The organism is Parapedomonas caeni (genome assembly GCF_041060555.1).
Lineage (GTDB): Bacteria > Pseudomonadota > Alphaproteobacteria > Sphingomonadales > Sphingomonadaceae > CAUJIW01.
This window is the reverse complement of sequence record NZ_JBEUDS010000002.1, coordinates 121,598-140,320: the sequence shown is the minus strand read 5'-3', so window position 1 is coordinate 140,320 and position 18,723 is coordinate 121,598. Positions and strand designations below refer to the sequence as shown.

The 18,723-nt window shown below is 68.6% G+C and carries 20 protein-coding genes and 1 tRNA gene; 8 read left to right on the top strand and 13 right to left on the bottom strand.

All coding sequences use genetic code 11. From position 1 onward, the window contains the following. Window positions 1-26: 26 nt before the first annotated feature. Both zapE and ABU113_RS02340 read right to left on the bottom strand, forming a co-directional pair. Window positions 27-1,190, bottom strand: coding sequence for a cell division protein ZapE (gene zapE, locus ABU113_RS02345; RefSeq protein WP_454558021.1), 1,164 nt, complete (start codon window positions 1,188-1,190; stop codon window positions 27-29). Between the two features lie 52 nt (window positions 1,191-1,242). Continuing rightward, complete coding sequence (locus ABU113_RS02340) at window positions 1,243-1,698, bottom strand: PaaI family thioesterase (RefSeq protein ID WP_454557864.1); 456 nt, start codon at window positions 1,696-1,698, stop codon at window positions 1,243-1,245. Window positions 1,699-1,921: 223 nt separating this feature from the next. Between ABU113_RS02340 and ABU113_RS02335 the strand changes: the two genes are divergently transcribed. Next, window positions 1,922-3,136, top strand: coding sequence for a GGDEF domain-containing protein (locus tag ABU113_RS02335; protein WP_454557863.1), 1,215 nt, complete (start codon window positions 1,922-1,924; stop codon window positions 3,134-3,136). Window positions 3,137-3,218: 82 nt separating this feature from the next. Here the strand turns inward: ABU113_RS02335 and ABU113_RS02330 are convergent, their stop codons facing one another. Next, on the bottom strand, window positions 3,219-4,001 hold the full coding sequence (locus ABU113_RS02330; RefSeq protein WP_454557862.1) for a succinate dehydrogenase iron-sulfur subunit: 783 nt from the start codon (window positions 3,999-4,001) through the stop codon (window positions 3,219-3,221). A 191-nt stretch (window positions 4,002-4,192) separates the two neighbouring features. On the opposite strand from ABU113_RS02330, the gene ABU113_RS02325 reads away from it, so the two are divergent. After that, on the top strand, window positions 4,193-5,107 hold the full coding sequence (locus ABU113_RS02325) for a PEP-CTERM sorting domain-containing protein (protein WP_454557861.1): 915 nt from the start codon (window positions 4,193-4,195) through the stop codon (window positions 5,105-5,107). 90 nt (window positions 5,108-5,197) lie between these two features. Here the strand turns inward: ABU113_RS02325 and ABU113_RS02320 are convergent, their stop codons facing one another. The 7 genes from ABU113_RS02320 to ABU113_RS02290 all read right to left on the bottom strand — a co-directional run bounded on the left by ABU113_RS02320 (window position 5,198) and on the right by ABU113_RS02290 (window position 9,995). Further along, a complete protein-coding gene (locus ABU113_RS02320; protein ID WP_454557860.1) occupies window positions 5,198-5,611 on the bottom strand; it encodes a holin family protein in 414 nt (137 codons plus the stop codon). Between the two features lie 17 nt (window positions 5,612-5,628). After that, window positions 5,629-6,186 carry a glycoside hydrolase family 108 protein gene (locus ABU113_RS02315; RefSeq protein WP_454558020.1) on the bottom strand — a complete coding sequence of 186 codons (558 nt, stop codon included), beginning with the start codon at window positions 6,184-6,186 and terminating at the stop codon, window positions 5,629-5,631. A gap of 74 nt (window positions 6,187-6,260) precedes the next feature. Next, on the bottom strand, window positions 6,261-7,049 hold the full coding sequence (locus ABU113_RS02310; protein ID WP_454557859.1) for an ABC transporter permease: 789 nt from the start codon (window positions 7,047-7,049) through the stop codon (window positions 6,261-6,263). Next, window positions 7,036-7,776: an ABC transporter ATP-binding protein gene (locus ABU113_RS02305; RefSeq protein ID WP_454557858.1), complete on the bottom strand. Its 741-nt coding sequence runs from the start codon at window positions 7,774-7,776 to the stop codon at window positions 7,036-7,038. Before ABU113_RS02305 ends, ABU113_RS02310 begins: the two co-directional genes overlap by 14 nt. Before the next feature lie 10 nt (window positions 7,777-7,786). Next, on the bottom strand, window positions 7,787-8,770 hold the full coding sequence (locus tag ABU113_RS02300) for an ABC transporter substrate-binding protein (protein WP_454557857.1): 984 nt from the start codon (window positions 8,768-8,770) through the stop codon (window positions 7,787-7,789). Then, entirely contained in the window at window positions 8,767-9,309 is a 543-nt protein-coding gene (locus ABU113_RS02295) for a LemA family protein (protein WP_454557856.1), read from the bottom strand. Before ABU113_RS02295 ends, ABU113_RS02300 begins: the two co-directional genes overlap by 4 nt. A 254-nt stretch (window positions 9,310-9,563) precedes the next feature. Beyond that, a complete protein-coding gene (locus ABU113_RS02290; protein WP_454557855.1) occupies window positions 9,564-9,995 on the bottom strand; it encodes a metallopeptidase family protein in 432 nt (143 codons plus the stop codon). Window positions 9,996-10,067: 72 nt separating this feature from the next. On the opposite strand from ABU113_RS02290, the gene ABU113_RS02285 reads away from it, so the two are divergent. Beyond that, window positions 10,068-10,376 carry a 4a-hydroxytetrahydrobiopterin dehydratase gene (locus tag ABU113_RS02285; protein WP_454557854.1) on the top strand — a complete coding sequence of 103 codons (309 nt, stop codon included), beginning with the start codon at window positions 10,068-10,070 and terminating at the stop codon, window positions 10,374-10,376. 37 nt (window positions 10,377-10,413) lie between these two features. Here ABU113_RS02285 and ABU113_RS02280 read toward each other — a convergent pair whose 3' ends face one another. Next, a complete protein-coding gene (locus ABU113_RS02280; RefSeq protein ID WP_454558019.1) occupies window positions 10,414-12,483 on the bottom strand; it encodes a S9 family peptidase in 2,070 nt (689 codons plus the stop codon). Window positions 12,484-12,728: 245 nt separating this feature from the next. Here ABU113_RS02280 and ABU113_RS02275 point away from each other — a divergent pair, with 245 nt between their 5' ends. The 4 genes from ABU113_RS02275 (at window position 12,729) to ABU113_RS02260 (ending at window position 16,115) form a co-directional block, all read left to right on the top strand. Beyond that, the gene (locus tag ABU113_RS02275) at window positions 12,729-14,513 is read left to right on the top strand and encodes an aminopeptidase P family protein (protein WP_454557853.1); all 1,785 of its coding nucleotides are present in this window, start codon (window positions 12,729-12,731) and stop codon (window positions 14,511-14,513) included. Window positions 14,514-14,566: 53 nt separating this feature from the next. Continuing rightward, on the top strand, window positions 14,567-15,154 hold the full coding sequence (locus tag ABU113_RS02270) for a glutathione peroxidase (RefSeq protein ID WP_454557852.1): 588 nt from the start codon (window positions 14,567-14,569) through the stop codon (window positions 15,152-15,154). A gap of 234 nt (window positions 15,155-15,388) precedes the next feature. Further along, a tRNA-Thr gene (locus ABU113_RS02265) sits at window positions 15,389-15,463 on the top strand. A 154-nt stretch (window positions 15,464-15,617) separates the two neighbouring features. Continuing rightward, window positions 15,618-16,115, top strand: coding sequence for a VOC family protein (locus tag ABU113_RS02260; protein WP_454557851.1), 498 nt, complete (start codon window positions 15,618-15,620; stop codon window positions 16,113-16,115). Window positions 16,116-16,128: 13 nt separating this feature from the next. Here ABU113_RS02260 and ABU113_RS02255 read toward each other — a convergent pair whose 3' ends face one another. Then, the gene (locus tag ABU113_RS02255; RefSeq protein ID WP_454557850.1) at window positions 16,129-16,611 is read right to left on the bottom strand and encodes an RNA pyrophosphohydrolase; all 483 of its coding nucleotides are present in this window, start codon (window positions 16,609-16,611) and stop codon (window positions 16,129-16,131) included. Beyond that, window positions 16,604-17,542: an alpha/beta hydrolase gene (locus tag ABU113_RS02250; protein ID WP_454557849.1), complete on the bottom strand. Its 939-nt coding sequence runs from the start codon at window positions 17,540-17,542 to the stop codon at window positions 16,604-16,606. Before ABU113_RS02250 ends, ABU113_RS02255 begins: the two co-directional genes overlap by 8 nt. A gap of 163 nt (window positions 17,543-17,705) precedes the next feature. Between ABU113_RS02250 and ABU113_RS02245 the strand changes: the two genes are divergently transcribed. Then, a complete protein-coding gene (locus ABU113_RS02245) occupies window positions 17,706-18,632 on the top strand; it encodes a histone deacetylase family protein (RefSeq protein WP_454557848.1) in 927 nt (308 codons plus the stop codon). Window positions 18,633-18,723 lie beyond the last annotated feature (91 nt).

Genomic DNA, 18,723 nt, shown 5'->3' with positions numbered 1-18,723 from the left:
AGGCCGCGCCGCCCGCGGGACGCCGCTCAGGCCTCCAGGCCGTGGCCGCGCGCCAGATAATCGGCCGATTGCATCTCCATCAGCCGCGACACGGTGCGCTCGAACTCGAAGGCGCCATCGCCGGCGGGGTAGAGATCCTGCGGCGCCGCGTCGGCGGCGGCCAGCAGCTTCACCTTATACTCGTACAAGGCGTCGACAAGCGTGACGAACCTCTTGGCTTCGTTGCGCTTTTCCGGTCCCAGCCGGGGAATGCCGACAATGATGACGGTGTGGTAATGCTGGGCGATGGCGATATAGTCGGCCGCCCCCAGCGGATTGGCGCACAGCCGCTTGAACGAGAACACCGCCACACCCTTGAGCGACTTGGGCACGAACAGCGACCGGCCGTGGACATCCAGCGTCTCGGTGGGCACATGCGCCCGGTCCTCGACCGGATAGTCGGTCAGGCGGAAGAACGCTTCCGACAGCCGGGCGGTCGCCTCCGGGCCGTTGGGCACATAATAGACCGGCATGCCGCCAAGCCGCTCCAGCCGGTAGTCGGTGGGGCCGTTCAGGGTCATCACGTCCAGCGTCGCGGTGAGCAGATCGATGAACGGCAGGAACAGCTGACGGTTGAGGCCGTCCTTGTAGAGATCGCGCGGCGGCCGGTTGGAGGTGGTGACCACCACCACGCCACGGGCGAACAGCTCGGTGAACAGCCGGCCGAGGATCATGGCGTCGGCGACGTCGGTGACCTGCATCTCGTCGAAGCACAGCAGGCGGGCCGCGGCGGCGATGTCGCCGGCCACCGGCGGCATCGGATCGTCACCCACCGCCCGGCCGTAGCGCTGGCGCCGTTCCGCCTCGCCCGTCTGGCGGAAGCGGTGGATCGCCTCGTGCACCTCCAGCATGAACTCATGGAAGTGCACCCGCCGCTTCGCCGCCACCGGCGCGTTGGCGAAGAACAGGTCCATGATCATCGACTTGCCGCGCCCGACCGCGCCCCACACATAGACGCCGCGCGGCACCGGCGCGGCGGTCTCGCGGCCGAACAGCCGGCCGAGCCAGCCGCCGCTGGCGGGTTTCTGCTCCCAGGCCGCCAGTTCCGCCGCCAGACGGCTGAGCCGCCGGGCGGCTTCCTGCTGCTCGGGGTCGGCCTTCAGTTCGCCATGGGCAACGAGGTCGTTATAGGCACTCAACACGGTCATCAGCACCGCCCCTTACAGGGTCGGGGCGCCTGCTGCAAAGCGCCGTGTTGCACGATCAGTCGGAATCCTTGCCGGCGGCGGCGGGAATCTTGCGCAAGGTGGCGGAGGTATTGGCGACGATGCGCCCGTCCTGCTGCAGCACCGCGCGCACGAACAGCAGGCGACGGGTTTCGCGCAGCACCTCGCCGACCGCCTCCAGCACCTGGCCGGGCCGGCCGGGGGAGATGAACTCGAAATTGGCGGTCAGTGTCACTGCCGGCACCGCCTCCAGCGAGCGCCAGCCGAGGGCGAAATAGACCATGTCGGCCACCGCCATGATGAAGGCGCCATGCAGGTCGTCGCCGAGGTTGGTGTGCTGCTTGCCGGTCTCGATCCGGCAGCGCACCCGGCCGTCCGGCTCGTCGCGGAAATACATGACACCCAGCGCCTGTTCGACGAACCGGCCTTCCGGTTCGCGCGTCCAGTGCATCCATCCGGCCCAGGGGCCGCTCTCGACTTTGACAATCGCCATGGCTCAGCCTCTAGCCTCTCGCGCCCGCCAAGGGAATAGCCTTTGAGTTGCACTCAACGCCCTCGCAAGGCACGCAAACGATCGCCGCCGGAGATTTGGTCAACAGAATATTAGCATTTGTCGGCCAAATCTGATCCCGAGAGGGACACCATGACCAGCGCCTGCGCCGGACTCCTGATATCCCACCAACAAAAACAATAAGTTAGAAGGCTGTTGCGGACGCATGGGACTCGACGTCTCAACCTTGCACATCGCCATCATCGGCGCGCTGATGTTCGCGGCGGTGGTGATGGGCGCCATGCGCCGCGTCCATCCCGAAGAAACCACGCTCACGACCTGGATGTGGGCCAACATCCTGCTGGCAACCGCCGGATTGCTGTTCGGATGGCAGGGCAAGGGGCCGGACTGGCTGACCATCATCGTGGCCAACCTTGCCAGCGTCACCGGCACCGGCCTCTACGTCATCGGCATCTGCCAGTATTTCGGCAAGCCGGCGCGCCCGCGGGTGTTTGTGCCGCTGCTGGTGGCTGTCATGCTCGGTGAACTCTACTGGCTCTATGTCGAACCGCTGCTGTGGGCACGCATCGTCAATGTCTCGCTGTTCACGCTGCTGACCACCGGCTATGCCGTCTACATCATCGCACGGGCCCGCCGCACCGACGTGCAGATCGCCATCCGGTTCCTGCTATTCGGCTTCGGCCAGCATGTGGTGCTGTTCCTGACGCGGATTGCCGGCGCTCTGGTCTACAAACCCGACACCCAGTATCTCGACCCGCACTCGCCGTTCATCGCCTTCGCGCTGATGCTGATGCTGATGGACGTGTTCGTGGTCAACACCAGTTTCGTGCTGCTGGTGGCCGAGAAGCTGCAACGCCGGCTCACCCATCTCGCCACCATTGACGAGCTGACCGGCCTGCTCAACCGCCGCGCCTTCAACGACAAGGCACGCGGCCTGATCGCCGATGCCACGCGGACGCGGCGACCGGTTGCCGTGCTGCTGATGGACCTCGACTTCTTCAAGCTGGTCAACGACCGCTTCGGCCACCATGTCGGCGACGAACTGCTGCGCTGTTTCGCCGAGGTGCTGCAACGGGCGGTGCGCGGCGGCGACATCGTCGGCCGCATGGGTGGCGAGGAGTTCTGCGCCATGTTGCCGACCGCCAACCGGCGCGAGGCCTATCAGGTGGCGGAACGCATCCGGGGCCTGGCGGCGGAGGTGGTGCTGAAAGCCGGCGACGCGCGGGTGCATACCACGCTGTCGGCCGGCGTCGCCGTCGTTACCGCCGGCGACACGCTGGAGAAGGTGCTGGCCCGCGCTGACCGTGCGCTCTACGAGGCCAAGAACGGCGGCCGCAATCGCGTCATCCTCGATGTCACCGGCGACGACACCGACGATGTCGAGATCGATCTTGAATGGGCACCCGCGCCAGCCCGGTAATCGTTTCCTTACCCCGCCAGACAAAAGGCCCTCCGGCGGTTGCCGGAGGGCCTTTGGTGTCGTTCAGCCGGGGACGCCTGGATCAGGCGGCGCGTTCCAGCATCATCTTCTTGATCTCGGCGATCGCCTTGGCCGGGTTCAGCCCCTTGGGGCAGGCGTTGGCGCAGTTCATGATGGTGTGGCAGCGATAGAGCCGGAACGGATCCTCAAGGTCATCAAGACGCTCGCCGGTCATCTCGTCGCGGCTGTCGGCCAGCCAGCGATAGGCCTGCAGCAGGATCGCCGGGCCGAGATACTTCTCGCCGTTCCACCAGTAGCTCGGGCAGCTGGTCGAGCAGCAGGCGCACAGAATGCACTCGTAGAGGCCATCGAGCTTGACCCGCTCTTCCTTCGACTGCAACCGCTCGGCGCCCGAGGGCGACGGCGTCGTGGTCTGCAGCCAGGGCTTGATCGAGGCGTACTGGGCGTAGAAGTGCTTGAAGTCCGGCACCAGGTCCTTGATCACTTCCATGTGCGGCAGCGGCGTGATCTTCACGTCGCCCTTGCAGTCGGCAATGGCGGTGGTGCAGGCCAGCCCGTTCTGGCCGTTGATGTTCATCGAGCACGATCCGCACACACCCTCGCGGCAGGAGCGGCGGAAGGTGACCGTGGGGTCGATCTCGTTCTTGATCTTGATCAGCGCGTCCAGCACCATCGGCCCGCATTCGGCGAGGTCGACCTCGTAGCTGTCCATGCGCGGATTGGCGCCATCATCCGGGTTCCAGCGGTAGATCTGGAACGTGCGCACCTGCTTGGCGCCAGCCGGTGCCTTGAACACACGGCCCTTGCCTACCTTGGAGTTTGCCGGCAACGCGAACTCAGCCATGACAGCCCATCCTCACTGAATATCCGATCACCGGCGGTTATAGCGTGCGATCCGGCCACCGCAACCCATCTGTCGCATTGGCGTCCCCGCCACTGCCTGTCGTCGCGGCAGACCGGCGTTGATGTGTCTCAAGGACGTCATCGCGCCAGCGTATTAATCAAGAAGCCGAACTGCATGGAAGGGGACATGACATGCGCAAGACCCGCCTCGCAGTAACCAGTTGCGTCATTGTCGCACTCAGTTTCGCCGCCAGTCTCTCCCAGGCCTCGCCCACCACCGTGGGCAGCCCGACGGGAACCGGCGTCAAGGGTTCGATGGTATTCACCAACACCACCGGCCAGGACGCCAACGACTTCCATATCGAGGTCTTCCAGACCGACCCCGGTGTCGGCGTCAATGGCGCCACCGTCAGCTCCAGCGCCATGGGAACGGCCAACGTGGCGCTGGGTGACCGCACCACCAACCCCGCCAACGATGGCCAGAACCACCAGGCCTCGGTCGACTTCTCCGGCGGCACCGTGCCGACCCTGGGCACCTTGCAGGTCGACATCACCTTGTGGCTGACCAAGAAGAACCAGCTGTTCCTGGGCCCGTGGTACTGGACCAAGGATGGCGTACCGCTTGCCGGCGGCGGCGGCGGCAATCCCGGCGTCGATGTCGGCGGCCCCAAGGCCGGTGGTGGTGGTGGCGGCGGCAATCCTGGCGGCGGCCAGGAAGGTGACGGCGGCACGGGCAACCACACGCACGCCTTCACGCTCTACAACACCGGCGACAAGGAACTCACCATCATCGGCCTGCGCCTGCTGGCATCGATGACGGAATACACCGACTTCCTGCATGACATCGACTGGACGACCCAGCTGCCGCTGTTCGACACGCTGACGATTCCGGCCGGCGGCAACTGGTCGATCGACTTCGAGACCCTCGGCAGCTTCTCCGGCGGCAACATCTACTGGTGGTTCAGCTTCATCGACGATCCCCAGCCGACCATCTTTGCCGGCAAACACCCGGTGCCGCCGGTGCCGGAACCGGCGGCCTTGGCCCTGCTTGCCACCGGCTGCCTGATGCTGCCGCTGGCGCGGCGGCGGCGATCGTCCGTGGCCTGAGGCCGGTCGGACGGCGGCCAGGCCGGCAGACACGGCATCCAGCCAGAAGGGTCGGCCGGTGATCGCGCGGCCGGCCCTTCCGCGGCGCCGCTACAGGTCGGTGCCGCGCGTCTTGCCCCACTGGCGGGCGGCGGTGTAGCCGAGGTAGCCGGTGCCGAACAGCACGTAGAGCGGCTCGGGGATGGCGTGGAGGTAACCGGTCATGCCGGCGATGATCCGCTGCGCCACCGTGTCGTCCCAGGCCGCCACCAGCCCCATCGGCACCGACAACAGCAGCAGCGCGTACATGACATAGAGGAAGCTCGGGCGGGCCCGGCTGGTCCACGGGTCGGCCGACTGTGCCTCGGCGACGATCGCCGACAGCTGGGTGCGCAGCAGGTCGAGCTCGCCGGCCTGTTGCAGCTCCAGCAGCTTGAGCCTGGCCTCCGCCCTGGCGCGCGGATCGGGAATCAGCTTGTCGATCACCGTCGTCAGCGGGCCCAGCAGGGCATCGAGCAGCGCCATGACGTCCCTCCCCCCGCTCAGGCCGACACGCCGGCCGATGCCACCCGGGCATCCAGCCAGCCGTACAGAAAGCTCTCGTTGGCGGCGCGCGCCTCGGCCAGCTCGATGTAACGGGCGCCCCGCAGGCAGGTCAGCGCCTTGAGCAGCACCGCCTCGCCCGCCGCGCCCCGGCGGCGCAGGAAGGTGCCTACCGCCTCCAGCGTGCGCCGGCCGATCACGCCGTCGAGCAGCACGTCGGGGTAGTCGCGCTGCTGGCGGTTGAGGGCGTTCAGCGCCCGTTGCAGCAGCCGCACCGCCGCCACCGTGCCCATGTTGACGCCGGCATCGAACAGTGCCGCCGCCAGCGCCGGCGATACCAGTGCCAGCGCGTCGAGCGCCGGCCGGCGCCAGTAGTCCTCGCGGTAGATGGCGATGGCGGTGGCGCGCGGCAGGTCGTGCATCGGCCCCTGATAGCCATGGGCGCGGGCGACGGCCTCGGTGATGCCGAAGCAGGTCGGGCCGCCGCGGTCGTCCGGGTGATCGACGAAGCCGCCTTCCCGCGCCAGCAGGTCATCCACCAGTCGTTCGAACGTCATCGCCATCGCCATTTCCTCCTCATTACGAAGCAGGAAATAACCTGAACGGTTTGCTGATGTCAATAGGTTTTTGACTACCTTCCCGCCGGGCGCCGGCTAGCGGCCAGTCCGCGCCGGGTCAGCACCCAGCGCTCCAGCCCGCCCAGCAGCGCGTACTGCGCCAGCCCGAGCGCCGACAGCAGCGCCAGGCAGGCGAACATGGTGGGGATTTCCAGCCGGTTGCCGGCCTCGATCAGCCGCCAGGCCAACCCCTGCGCGGCGCCGGAGCCGGCGGCATATTCCCCCACCACCGCGCCAATCAGCGCCAGCCCGCTGGCCACCTTCAGCGCCGACACCAGCGCCGGCAGGCTGGCCGGCAGCTCCAGCCGCACGAAGCGCGCCCGGCCGCTGGCGCCATAGAGGCTGAACAGGTCGTGCAGCGCCGGGTCGATCGCCTTGAGCGCCGACAGCAGGGTCGACAGCACCGGGAAGAAGGCGACGATCCAGGCGATGACCACCAGCGCCCGGTCCGGCTGGTCGACGCCGGTCCAGATGATGATGATCGGCGCGATGGCGACCACCGGAGTCGCCTGCAACACCACCGCGATCGGCAGGATGCCGGCCTCCGCCAGCGCCGAGCGGTGGATCAGGAAGGCCAGGCCGACACCCGACGGCAGCGCCAGCGCCAGCGCGATCCAGGTGATGGTGAGCGTGTGCAGCAGGGCCGCCAGCAGCGACGGCGCGCTGGCCACCAGCGCCGCGCCGATGGCGCTGGGGGCCGGCAGCACGAACGGGTCCACCGCCAGCGCGCGCACCAGCCCCTCCCACAGCGCGATCAGCGCCACGGTGACGGCAACGGGCGCCAGCCGCTCAAGCATCCTCATGCGCTCCCGCCATGGTCCGGGCCAGCGCCGCCGCCAGATCGGCACAGGCGGCGAAATAGCCCGGCGAGGTCCGCTCGCGCGGGCGGTCGGCGGCAAAGTCGAAGGTCGCCGCCACCCGGCCCGGCGCCCGGTCGAGCACCACCGCCCGGCTGGCGTGATAGGCTGCCTCGGGGATCGAATGGGTGACGAAGACGATGGTCAACCCCTGCTCGCGCCACAACCGCTGCAGCAGCACGCCCAGCCGGTCGCGGGTGATCTCGTCGAGCGCCGCGAACGGCTCGTCCAGCAGCAGCAGCGTCGGCCGGGCCACCAGCGCGCGGGCGATCGACACCCGCATCTGCATCCCGCCCGACAGCTCACGCGGCCGCGCCTCGGCACGCCCCTCCAGCCCGACGGCGGCCAGCGCCGCGGTCACCGCCTCCGGGTCGCGTCGGCCGGCCAGCGTCAGCGGCAGCGCCACGTTCTCCGCCACCGTCGCCCAGGGCAGCAGGGTCGGCGCCTGGAACACATAGCCCAGCGTCGGCGCCGCGTCGCCGGCCCAGACGATCCGCCCGTCGCTGGGCTGGTCGAGCCCGGCGATCAGCCGCAGCAGCGTGGTCTTGCCCGAGCCCGAAGCGCCCAGCAGGGTGACGAACGCGCCGGCCGGCACGTCGAGGTCGACGCCGGCCAGCGCCGTCACGCCATCGCCGAAGCGCCGGCCGACACCCTCCAGCCGGAGCAGGCTCACCGGCGCCGCCTCACTTGAGGAAGGCCAGGGTGTAGGCGCGCCGGGGGTCGAGCGACTTGGGGAACAGGCCGAGGCCCGCCATCTCCCGGTGGAAGCCGGCCCAGCGCGCATCGGTCATGGCGCCGATGCCCATGCTCTTGGCATCGCCGGACAGTGCGATGCCGTTGGCCATCATCTGCTGGCGGGAAAAGGCGATCAGCGCATCGGTCATTTCCGGATTGTCCCGCCTGATCAGCCGGTTGGCCGGTGCGGGGTCACCGGTGAGGTAGCTGGTCCAGCCCTCGCGGGTAGCGGCCACGAAGGCGCGCACCACCTCGGGCCGCTCGCGAATGGTCTTGCCGGTGGCGGCAACGATGGCGCCGTAGCCGTTGAAGCCGCCATCGGCGAGCAGGAACACCTCGGGCTTCACGCCGGCCTTGGCGGCGGTGAACGGCTCGGAGGTAAGGTAGCCCTCCTGGGCGGCTCGCTTGTCCTTCAGCCACGGCAGCAGCGAATAGTTGTACTTGCGCATCTGGGCGTCGGCGAAGCGGTAGCGCGCCTTCAGCCACAGCCAGTAGGAGCCGATGGCGGCATCGGCGACGTAGATCGGCCGTCCCTTGAGGTCCGCCAGCGACTTCACGCCGGTGCCGGGGTGGACCATCAGCACCTGCGGGTCTTTCTGGAACGCTGCCATCACCGCCTTCACGTCGGCGCCCTTGGCGGCGAGGTTGAGCACCTGGAAGCTGTTGGACAGCATGGCGATATCCACAGCCCCCGCCGCCAGCAGGCGGGAATTGTCGCTCTGTGGTCCGCCGGCGCGGATGGTCACCTTCAACCCGCGCTTCTCGTACAGCCCCAGCGCCACCGCCTGATAGAAGCCGCCGTGCTCGGCCTGGGCTTTCCAGTCGGTGCGGAAGGTGACGGGGGTCAGCGGCGCCGCCGGTGCCGGCATGGCACCCAGAACGGCAACGAGAAACGCGAGAAGCAGGGCTTTGAGATTCGGTGCGGACATCATGGGGCGGCATCAAACCAAAAAGCCTCGGCCACGCCAACTCCCAAGATGGGGGCAATCATGCGTACCGGCCACGCCGCCCGCAGCCGGTTGAGCCGGGCCGCCGCCAGATCGTACTCCCGCGCCGCCGTCTCCAGCACTGTCGCCGTGCCGCCCAGCGTGCTCGACAGCCGCGCCGTCTCGCCATCCAGGGCCACGTCCGGGTGCGCCCTTGCCGCGGCCCGCCAACGGTCGATCGCCACGGTGAGCGCCTGCTCGGCCCGGCCGCGCTGGGCCGGGGTGCCGGCGAGTCCGCGCGCCGTCACCAGCGCCGCCGCCAGCTCCCCCAGAGCACCGCGCAGCGGCCCGAGCAGTGCCGGATCGGCGGCGGTGACGTCGGCGATGGCGGCATGACGCCGCGCCACCACGTCGAGCAGGTGCCGCCAGGCCTGCAGCATCCGCTGGCGCTGGCGCCATAGCCGGACGCCCTGCCAGCACAGCACCGCGAGACCCGCCAACAGAGCGGCGATGGTTAATGCCAGCAGCCAATCAGGTGGGGCCATCAGGCCGCACCCTCCCGGCGGCCGGGGCCGTGCCGGGCTGCAATGGTCGGGAGGACCGCCGCCGGAGACGCCGCGCGGCCACGCATCACACTAGAGGGTGAACGCCATCATGCCGAGCACGGCAAGGCACCACAGGCCCGTCATCCCGGCGACGATCAGCAATGATCGGGCCGCGCGGGGCGGCGACTTGGAAAGCGAATCCGTCATGCCGCCCTTTTAGCCGATTCTCGGCCCATGCAACAGACAGGCTGCGCTCAGCCGTTGCCGGGCTCATCAAGCACGCTGGCCTCGATGCGCTCCATGTCGGCGTCGGAGAGCCCGAAATGGTGGCCAACCTCATGAATCAGCACATGAATGACGATATCTTCCAGCGCCTCGCCTGTTTCCGCCCAATAGTCGAGCATCGGCCGGCGATAGAGGAAGATGATGTCGGGCAGCGCACCGCTGGGCGCCAGTGCGTGACCGTCGATCGCCCGCCCCTGATAGAGGCCGAGGATATCGAACGGCGTTTCCAGCGCCATGTCCGCCATGACCTCCTCGTCGGGAAAGTCCTCGACCCGCAGCAGCACGTCGGCGAGCCAGACGCGGAACTGGTCGGGCAGCCGCTCGACGGCGGCCTGGGCCAGCCGTTCGATATCGAGCAGGCCGGGCGGCAAGGTGGGGGCTGTCATCGGTGCGTCGGTCATGGATAATGGAGATAGGCATGGGTGGCACGTCACTCAAGCACCGCCCGACCACGAACCGAGGGAGAAAACCCGATGGGCGTCCGCCCGACCATCACCCCGCTGACGCCGGAGGAACGCGCCGCGCTGCTGGCGAGCCTGCCGGGCTGGCGCCACGAACCGGCGCGCGACGCGCTCATCCGCAGCTTCCGCTTCGCCGACTTCACGGCCGCGTTCGGCTTCATGACCCGCGTCGCGCTGGCCGCCGAACGGCGTGACCATCACCCGGAATGGACCAACGTCTACAACCGGGTCGACATCCTGCTCACCACCCACGAGGCGGGCGGCCTGACCTTGCGCGACATCGACCTGGCGCACGCCATCGACGCCCTGGCGGACACCTGACCCGCGGACTCAGTCCGCGAATCCGCAAGTTGCGGACTCAGTCCGCGAGGCCGAACGCCTTGAGTACGAAGACATATTCCTCCGCCACCTCGCGCAGGCTCTCGTAGCGGCCCGACTTGCCGCCGTGACCGGCGCCCATGTTGGTTTTCAGCAGCAGCAGGTTGTCGTCGGTCTTGGTGGCGCGCAGCTTCGCCGCCCATTTGGCCGGCTCCCAGTAGGTGACGCGCGGATCGTTGAGACCGCCGGTGATCAGCATCGGCGGATAGGCCCTGGCCGCCACATTGTCGTAGGGCGAGTAGCTGCGAATCAGGGTGAAGGCCGCCGGGTCGGTGATCGGGTTGCCCCACTCCGGCCACTCCATCGGCGTGAGCGGCAGGCTCTCGTCCTGCATGGTGTTGAGCACGTCGACGAACGGCACATGGCCGACGACGGCCCGCCACAGTTCAGGGTTGGTGTTGGCGACCACGCCCATCAGCTCGCCGCCGGCCGAGCCGCCGGAGATGGAGATGCCGCCCGGCGCGGCGTAGCGCTCCGCCACCAGATGGCGGGCCACATCGACGAAATCGTTGAAGGTATTCCAGCGCTTGTCCAGCTTGCCGTCGAGATACCACTGGTAGCCAAGATCGTCGCCGCCGCGGATGTGGGCGATGGCGAAGGCGAAGCCGCGATCCAGCAGCGACAGCCGCGCGGTCGAGAAACCAGGCGGGATCGCCAACCCATAAGCGCCATAACCGTAGAGGTGCAGCGGCTGACTGCCGTCCCTGCGGAAGCCTTTCTTGTAGACCACCGACACCGGCACCTGCACGCCATCGCGCGCCGGCGCCATCAGCCGCACCGTCTCGTACTGGCTGGCGTCGTAGCCGCTGGGGATCTGCTGCACCTTGCGCACCACCAGCTGGCGGCCGGCGATGTCGTAGTCATAGACCGTGCCCGGCGTCACCATCGACTGGTAGGACAGCCGCAGGGTCGCGACGTCGAACTCGCGATTGTCGCCCAGCGCGGCGGTGTAGCTGGCCTCGGGGAAGGCGATGTAGTGCTCGGCGCCGTCATAGCGGCGCAGGCGGATCTGCTCCAGCCCGTCGATGCGCTCCGACACCACCAGCACGTCGCGGAAGGCGGTGATATCGGTGATGTAATGGTGGTCCGAGCCGGCGATGAGGTCGCTCCACACCCCCGGCGCCGCCAGCGCGGCGGTCGCCACCCGGAAGTTCTTGTGGGTGTCGTTGGCGCGAATGAACAGCGTGCCGTCGCGCTCCTCGACGGCGTATTCCCGCCCGGTCTGGCGCGGCGACACCAGCAGCGGCGGGCTGAGCGGCTGGTCGGCGGGGATGAGGCGAACCTCCGAGGTCACGTGGTCGGCCGACGAGATGACGACGAAGCGCTCGCTCTGGGTCATGCCGACGCCGACGAAGAAGCCGCTGTCGGGCTCCTCGTAGATTACCGCGTCGGTCGCCGGGTCGGCCCCCAGCCGGTGATATTTCACCACGTAGGGCCGCCAGTTCTCGTTCACCAGCGTGTAGAAGAAGCCCTGACCGTCAGCGCTCCACACCACCGCCGGCGACGCCTCGGGAATGACGTCCGGCCGCTCGGCGCCACTGGCGAGATCGCGCACGCGGATGGTGAAGCGCTCCGACCCGTTGGTGTCGGCGGCGTAGGCCAGCAGCCCGCCGTCCGGGCTCACCTCGATAGCGCCGAGCTTGAAATACTCCAGCCCCGCCGCCAGCGCCGGCTCGTCAAGCATCAGCTGGTCCGGCCCGCCGGCCACCGGCTTGCGATACCAGGCACGATACTGGGCGCCGGGGGCGAATTTCCACCAGTAGAGCCAGTCGCCGTCCTTGGCCGGCACGCTCTCATCGTCTTCCTTGATGCGCCCCTTCAGCTCCTGGAAGATCGTCTCGATCAACGGCTGGTGCGGCGCCATCGCCGCCTCGAAATAGGCGTTCTCGGCCTTCAGATAGTCGAGCACGTCGGCGTCCTCGACCTTGGGATAACCCTGGTCCTTCAGCCAGAAATAAGGATCCTCGATGGTGATGCCATGGCGGGTGGTGCTGTGCGGCCGGCGCGCGGCGACCGGCGGGGACGGCAGGGTCGAGGTAACGTTGGCCATGGTCGGGCTTTCCATCGAACGGGACGAGGTTGCCTCCATCTGGGTGCATCCGCCCAGGAACGCAACCACCAACGCCAACCTGACCATCCTCATCCTGTCCCGCCTCTCTTCTTAGCCGGTCATCCCGGCCCTGTCCCGCCCGGGCGCGCCCCGCTTGGCGCGCGTCCGCTTCGGGTCTACCTATGCGCCATGGGTCATCTGACCATGAGCAACCGCTCACCACAGCATTCCGAGGAACGACATCGATGTCCACTGCCGCTGAACGCCTGTCCAGGCTGCGCCGCGAGATTGCCGCGCGGAACCTGACCGGCTTTGTCATTCCACTGACCGACGAGCATATGAGCGAATATGTCGGCGACTATGCCAAGCGCCTGGCCTGGCTGACCGGCTTCACCGGCTCGGCCGGCGCCGCCGTCGTGCTGGCGGACAAGGCCGCCATCTTCACCGACGGCCGCTACACCCTGCAGGTACGCGACCAGGTGGAGGCCAGCCTCTACGCCTACGAGAGCATCCCCGACACCTCCACCGCCCGGTGGCTGGGCGAGAACGCGGCGGCCGGCGGCCGGATCGGCTTCGATCCCTGGCTGCACACCCGCGCCTGGGTGGAGGCCGCGCGCAAGGCGCTGGCCGGCGTCGGCGCCGAACTGGTGGCGGTGACCGCCAACCCGGTGGACGCCATCTGGGCCGACCAGCCGGCGCCGCCGCTGGCGCCGATCATCGCCCATGACGCCGACTATGCCGGCAAGCCGTCGGCCGACAAGCGGGCGGAAGCCGGCGCCGCCCTGAAGGCTGCCGGCGCCGACGTGGCGGTGATCGCCGCCCTCGACTCGGTGGCCTGGCTGCTCAACATCCGTGGCAGCGACGTCGACTGCACGCCGGTCGCGCGCGCCTTCGCGCTGCTGCATGCCAACGGTCAGGCGGAACTGTTCACCGAACCCGAGAAAGTGACGCCCGCGCTGGCCGCCCTGCTTGGCCCCGACGTCACCATCGCCCCGCGCAGCGCCTTCGCCGACCGGCTGGCGGCCCTGGGCGCCGAGGGTCGCCGGGTGCTGGTGGATGCCGACTCGACGGTGTTCGCCGTCAGCGAGACGCTGGAGAAGGCCGGCGCCACCGTGGTCGCCGGGCGCGACCCCTGCGTGCTGCCCAAGGCGCGCAAGAACCCGGCGGAGGTCGCCGGCACGCGGGCGGCGCATCTGCGCGACGGCGCCGCGCTGACCCGCTTCCTGCACTGGATCGACGTCGAGGCGCCCAAGGGCGGCATCGACGAGCTGGGCGCCGATGCCCGCCTGCTCGACCTGCGCCGCCAGGCCAATCTGTTCCGCGACGTCAGCTTTCCGGCAATCACCGGCGCCGGGGCCAATGGCGCCATCGTCCACTACCGCTCGACGCCGGCGACCAACCGGCCGCTCAAGACCGGCGAGCTGTTCCTGATCGACTCCGGCGGCCAGTATGTCGACGGCACCACCGACGTCACCCGCACCGTCGCCGTCGGCGCGGCGGGGCCGGAGGAACGCGACCGTTTCACCCGCGTGCTCAAGGGCCACATCGCGCTGGCGCGGGCCCGCTTCCCGCGCGGCACCAGCGGTCACCAGCTCGACGCGCTGGCCCGCCTGCCGCTGTGGTCGGCCGGGCTGGACTACGACCATGGCACCGGCCACGGCGTCGGCAGCTACCTGTCGGTGCATGAAGGGCCGCAGCGCATCGCCAAGGCCAGCAGCGACGTGGCGCTGGAGCCCGGGATGATCTGCTCCAACGAGCCCGGCTACTACAAGACCGGCGCCTACGGCATCCGCATCGAGAACCTGGTGCTGGTGCGCGAGGACCGGCAGGACGGCGACGAGCGCGACATGCTGGGCTTCGAGACCCTGACACTGGCGCCCATTGACTTGGACCTGGTCGAGCCCACCTTGCTGGATACGGGCGAGCGCGCCTGGCTCAACGCCTACCATGCCCGGGTCGCCGAGGCCCTGGCGCCACTGGTACCCGAGGACACCCGAGCCTGGCTGGCCGAGGCGACCCGTTCTATTTGACGACCTGGCCATTTGACAGTGCGCACTGACGATCACAAGGGGAAGGGAACCACATGCTGAAGAAGATCGCGACCCTGGCGACCGCCGCCCTGACCGGCGGCTTCGCCCTCAACCATCAGGTCCATGCAGCGCCGATCGACGCCGCCGACGGCAAGACCGCCTACGACTTCACCCTGACCGCCATCGACGGCGCGCCAATGCCGCTGTCGCAGTTCAAGGGCAAGGTGATCCTGCTGGTCAACACCGCCTCCAAGTGCGGGCTGACGCCGCAGTATGAAGGGCTGGAAAAGCTGCAGGACACCTATGCGGCGAAAGGCTTTACCGTGCTCGGCGTGCCTTCGGGCGACTTCATGGGCCAGGAGTTCGGCTCCAACAAGGAAGTGGCGGAGTTCTGCGAAACCCGCTTCGGCATCAGCTTCCCGCTGGCCGAGAAAGCCCATGTGAAGGGCAAGAACGCCACCCCGCTGTTCAAATGGGCCTTCACCACGCTCGGCAAGGGCTCGGAGCCGGGCTGGAACTTCCACAAATATCTGATCGGCCGCGACGGCCGGCTGCTCGGCTACTTCAACTCGCGGGTGACCCCCGAATCGCCGGAGGTCACCTCGGCGATCGAGCGGGCACTGGCGGCGCCGGCGTCCTGATCGCCCGCCTCATCAGCAGGGGCGCCGGCATCTCGGCCACGCCCCTGCTCCTTGCGGCGGCGCAGGTTGGCGCGCAGGGCCTCGGCCAACCGGCTGCGGCGCGGATCGTCGGGGGTCTGGGGCTTGTTCATGCTGATCGTGTCCGTTTTCCTGACGGCCTTTCTTGACAAGAGACGGCGCGCCCGGCAATAGACCGCGCACCTCGCGGCGTTCAGACGCCGCGCCCCGATGCGGGCTGCTGTAGCTCAGTGGTAGAGCACTCCCTTGGTAAGGGAGAGGTCGGTGGTTCAATCCCACTCAGCAGCACCATCCCCCACTCATCCCTCACCCAGCCGAATCGTCGCCGCCACCGTGCGTGCCGCAGCCTGTCACTTTTGAGGCTGCCACCCCTGCCCCCACGACCTAGAGTGGCCGTCAAGCAGTCGGCCTCAAGGCCGCATCATGAGGGGGGGAGAGCACGGCCATGGCGCAATCGGCGGCACTGTTTCAGGGGATGCATCACGTCGCGGTGTCGGTGCCCGATCTCGCCATCGCCCGCCGCTTCTACATCGACCTGCTGGGAGCCACCGAGGTGTCGACGCTGGACTGGGGCGAAGGCAACGCGATGATCAACGCCATCGTCGGCCTGCCGGACAGCGCGGCACGGGTGTTCCTCGCCCGGCTGGGCAATACCTACATCGAGGTGTTCGAGTATCTCACGCCGCGCTCGCCGGCCCAGGCGCCGGACCGGCCGGTCAACCTCTACGGCTATACCCACATCTGCCTGCAGGTCGCCGACATCCAGGCGGTATACGCCCGGCTGGTCGAGGCCGGCATCCGCTTCCACACCCCGCCCCAGGGCGGCGACGTCGACGCCGAGGGCCGCAAGACCGGCTTCATCGCGACCTACGGGCGGGATTTCTTCGGCAACGTGTTCGAGCTCATCGAGATCAACGCCGACAGCGACATCCGGCCGCTCTAAACCGGCGCGTCCGTCAGCCCCGCGCCGCCAGCACCGGCGCGAACTCGGCGACGATCTCTTCATAGAGCCGGCGCTTGAACGGCACGATGATCTCCGGCAGCCGCTCCAGCCGTTCCCACCGCCAGGCGTTGAACTCGGGATGGGCGGTGTCGAGGTTGATGTCGGCGTCCGTGCCGAGGAAGCGCATGGCGAACCACTTCTGCTTCTGGCCGCGATACCGGCCCTTCCACACCTTGCCCACCAGCTCGGGCGGCAAGTCGTAGGTCAGCCAGTCGCGCGACTCGGCGATCAGTTCGGCGTGGGCGGTGCCGATCTCCTCCTCCAGCTCGCGAAACGCCGTCGCCAGCGGGTCCTCGCCGTCGTCGATGCCGCCCTGGGGCATCTGCCAGGCCTCGACCTGGGTATCGATCCGCTGGGCGACGAACACCCGGTCGTCGGCGTCCAGCAACATGACGCCGACGCAGGGCCGGTAGGGAAGATGCGCGAAATCAGCCATGCAGCAGGGCTTTGAGGTCCCCCAGGCAGGCTGTCAACTGGGTCTGTGCCGAGGCAATGGCCAGGCGCATGTTGAAGCAGCCGTGAATCTGCCCGTCCGCCTCGTGGTAGCGCAGCGGCACGCCGGCGGCCTTGAGCTTCTCGCCATAGGCCCGGCCCTGGTCGCGCAGCGGATCGAGCCCGGCGACGAACAGCACGGTGGGCGGCAGACCGGCGAAATCGTCCGCCCGCAGCGGCGACACCCGCACATCGGCGCGCGCCTCGCCCTTGGGCAGGTAGGAGGCGGCGAAATAGTCCATGTCGCCCTTCTCCAGCAGGAAGCCCTCGGCGAAGGCGGCCATCGAGCCCCACTCCTCCACCATGTCCACCGCCGGGTAGATCAGGAACTGGGCCCGTACCCGCGCGCTGGCGTCGCCACGCAACAGCAGCGAGACCGCCGCGGCCAGGTTGCCGCCGGCGCTGTCACCGGCCAGCACCAGGCCCTCGACGGCCGCCCCCAGCACCTTGGGGCTGGTGGCGACCCAGCGGGCCACCGCCAGGCAGTCGTCGTGGGCGGCCGGAAAGCTGTGCTCCGGCGCCAGGCGATAGTCGACCGACAGCAGCCGCAACCCCATCTGCTGGGCGATCTCGGCGCACAGGCTGTGGTGGCTCTCCAGGTCACCGATCACCCAGCCGCCGCCATGGAAAAAGATCAGCAGCGGCGATGGCCTGTCGGCACCCAGCGGCACGTAGAGACGGGCCGGCACCGGGCCGGCCTCGGTGGGCACCTTGACATCGCTGATCGACGCCAGCGTCGGCGCCGGCCGCTCGGTGAGCTGGCCCATGGCGCGGTACATCTGGCGCGCCATATCAGCCGGCAGGTCGCGGATCTTCGGCCCCGCCATCGCCTTGAGCTGATCGAGCAGCATGCGCGTATCCGGCAAAACGATCATTCTGTCCTCCCCCGTCATGCCAGGCACCCTGGCCTGTTCCAGGCATCATGCGGAGCCACGACAAGGGCGGCAAGCGGTGATTTCGAGGAAGTCCCGATCGCCACTGTCACATCACCCGAACCGGCCACTGGACGCAGGCCTGGTCGCGCCCGATATGGTAGGCATGACCGCCTACCCCGTCGTCCATCATCCCGACTATGTGGCGCCGCTGCCCGCCGGCCATCGCTTCCCGATGTCGAAATACGAGGCGGTGGTGGCGGCGTTGAGCGCCGACGACACTGCTGGCCTGTTCGTCTGGCACGACGCTCCCGCGCTGGACCGCGACACGGTGGCGCGCGCCCACGAAGCCGCCTATGTCGATCAGGTGTTCAGGCTCGCCGTGCCCGCTGACATGGAGCGGCGCATCGGCTTTCCCGTCACCCAGCGGGTGCTGACCCGTGCCCGCCATGCCTCGGGCGGCACGCTGGCGGCCGCGCGGCTGGCACTCGCCCTGGGTGTGGCCTCCAACACCGCCGGCGGCAGCCACCACGCCCACCCCGGTTTCGGCGCCGGCTTCTGCGTGTTCAACGATGTCGGCATCGCCGCCCGAACACTGCTGGACGACGGCGCGGTCGCCCGCGTGCTGGTGGTGGACCTCGACGTCCACCAGGGCGACGGCACCGCCGCAATGTTTGCCGCCGAGCCGCGTGTCTTCACTTTCTCCATGCATTGCGAGGCCAACTTCCCGGTGCGCAAGGCGGTCAGCGACCTCGACATCGGCCTGCCACCCGGCACCGGCGATCAGGCCTATCTCGATCGCCTTGCCGAGGCCCTTCCGACGCTGCTGTCACGTCATCGGCCGGATCTGGTGTTCTACAACGCCGGAGTCGATGTTCACGCGGCGGACCGCCTGGGTCGGCTGGCCCTGAGCGATGCGGGCATCGCGGCGCGCGACCGGCTGGTGGCCGAGACGGTGCTGGCCGCAGAGGTGCCGCTATGTACGGTGATGGGCGGCGGCTACAGCGACGATGTCGGCGCGGTGGCGGCCCGCCATGCCGCGACGATTAGAGCCATTGCGGACTGCTGGCGAACCCGGCAGGCAGGAGAGTAACGCCGGCGGCGCCCCGGCCCTTTCGACAATTTGGCCTTGTCGGGGGGCACAGCAATTCTTGTTTGCGGGACGGCCCGTCAGACCATAGGGA

Excerpts from the sequence above, each read along its gene's own strand:
- ABU113_RS02340 (WP_454557864.1), bottom strand. The coding sequence starts at position 1,698 with ATGGCGATTGTCAAAGTCGAGAGCGGCCCCTGGGCCGGATGGATGCAC.
- ABU113_RS02335 (WP_454557863.1), top strand. The coding sequence starts at position 1,922 with ATGGGACTCGACGTCTCAACCTTGCACATCGCCATCATCGGCGCGCTG.
- ABU113_RS02330 (WP_454557862.1), bottom strand. The coding sequence starts at position 4,001 with ATGGCTGAGTTCGCGTTGCCGGCAAACTCCAAGGTAGGCAAGGGCCGT.
- ABU113_RS02325 (WP_454557861.1), top strand. The coding sequence starts at position 4,193 with ATGCGCAAGACCCGCCTCGCAGTAACCAGTTGCGTCATTGTCGCACTC.
- ABU113_RS02320 (WP_454557860.1), bottom strand. The coding sequence starts at position 5,611 with ATGGCGCTGCTCGATGCCCTGCTGGGCCCGCTGACGACGGTGATCGAC.
- ABU113_RS02315 (WP_454558020.1), bottom strand. The coding sequence starts at position 6,186 with ATGACGTTCGAACGACTGGTGGATGACCTGCTGGCGCGGGAAGGCGGC.
- ABU113_RS02310 (WP_454557859.1), bottom strand. The coding sequence starts at position 7,049 with ATGAGGATGCTTGAGCGGCTGGCGCCCGTTGCCGTCACCGTGGCGCTG.
- ABU113_RS02300 (WP_454557857.1), bottom strand. The coding sequence starts at position 8,770 with ATGATGTCCGCACCGAATCTCAAAGCCCTGCTTCTCGCGTTTCTCGTT.
- ABU113_RS02295 (WP_454557856.1), bottom strand. The coding sequence starts at position 9,309 with ATGGCCCCACCTGATTGGCTGCTGGCATTAACCATCGCCGCTCTGTTG.
- ABU113_RS02290 (WP_454557855.1), bottom strand. The coding sequence starts at position 9,995 with ATGACCGACGCACCGATGACAGCCCCCACCTTGCCGCCCGGCCTGCTC.
- ABU113_RS02285 (WP_454557854.1), top strand. The coding sequence starts at position 10,068 with ATGGGCGTCCGCCCGACCATCACCCCGCTGACGCCGGAGGAACGCGCC.
- ABU113_RS02280 (WP_454558019.1), bottom strand. The coding sequence starts at position 12,483 with ATGGCCAACGTTACCTCGACCCTGCCGTCCCCGCCGGTCGCCGCGCGC.
- ABU113_RS02275 (WP_454557853.1), top strand. The coding sequence starts at position 12,729 with ATGTCCACTGCCGCTGAACGCCTGTCCAGGCTGCGCCGCGAGATTGCC.
- ABU113_RS02270 (WP_454557852.1), top strand. The coding sequence starts at position 14,567 with ATGCTGAAGAAGATCGCGACCCTGGCGACCGCCGCCCTGACCGGCGGC.
- ABU113_RS02260 (WP_454557851.1), top strand. The coding sequence starts at position 15,618 with ATGGCGCAATCGGCGGCACTGTTTCAGGGGATGCATCACGTCGCGGTG.
- ABU113_RS02255 (WP_454557850.1), bottom strand. The coding sequence starts at position 16,611 with ATGGCTGATTTCGCGCATCTTCCCTACCGGCCCTGCGTCGGCGTCATG.
- ABU113_RS02250 (WP_454557849.1), bottom strand. The coding sequence starts at position 17,542 with ATGATCGTTTTGCCGGATACGCGCATGCTGCTCGATCAGCTCAAGGCG.
- ABU113_RS02245 (WP_454557848.1), top strand. The coding sequence starts at position 17,706 with ATGACCGCCTACCCCGTCGTCCATCATCCCGACTATGTGGCGCCGCTG.